This is a genomic window from Bacteroides intestinalis (assembly GCF_003464595.1).
GTDB classification, from domain to species: Bacteria; Bacteroidota; Bacteroidia; order Bacteroidales; family Bacteroidaceae; genus Bacteroides; species Bacteroides intestinalis_A.
Map to the genome: position 1 here is coordinate 1 of NZ_QRZF01000079.1, position 507 is coordinate 507.

1 protein-coding gene is annotated in these 507 nt (G+C 45.4%); it reads left to right on the forward strand.

From position 1 onward, the window contains the following. Positions 1 to 507: UDP-N-acetylglucosamine 2-epimerase (locus DWW10_RS25870; protein ID WP_147350498.1), on the forward strand; the 507-nt coding region annotated here is incomplete at both ends.

Consider the following 507-nt stretch of genomic DNA (forward strand, 5'->3'; position numbering starts at 1 on the left):
GGAGTGATATTTTGGAAAAACTAAAACTGGAAAAAGGAAAATATATTCTTCTGTCCGCCCATCGTGAAGAGAATATCGATACGGAGAAGAATTTCTTCAATCTGATGAATGCGGTTAATGAAATGGCAAAAAAATACGATATGCCTATTCTCTATTCTTGCCATCCGCGATCCAGGAAATTCATCGAACAGCGTGGTTTTGTATTTGACGAGCGGGTGATCCAGCACCAACCTTTGGGCTTTCATGATTATAACCATCTTCAGATGAATGCTTTTGCTGTAGTTTCAGATTCGGGCACCCTGCCTGAGGAGAGCAGCTATTTCCTTTCAATCGGTCATCCTTTCCCTGCTGTTTGTATCCGTACGAGTACGGAGCGTCCCGAGGCTTTGGACAAGGGCAACTTTATCTTGGCCGGCATTACAACTGAACAGGTGTTGCAGGCTGTTGATGTGGCGGTGGAGATGAATCGTGCCGGAGCTTTGGGTATCCCTGTCGATGACTATACGG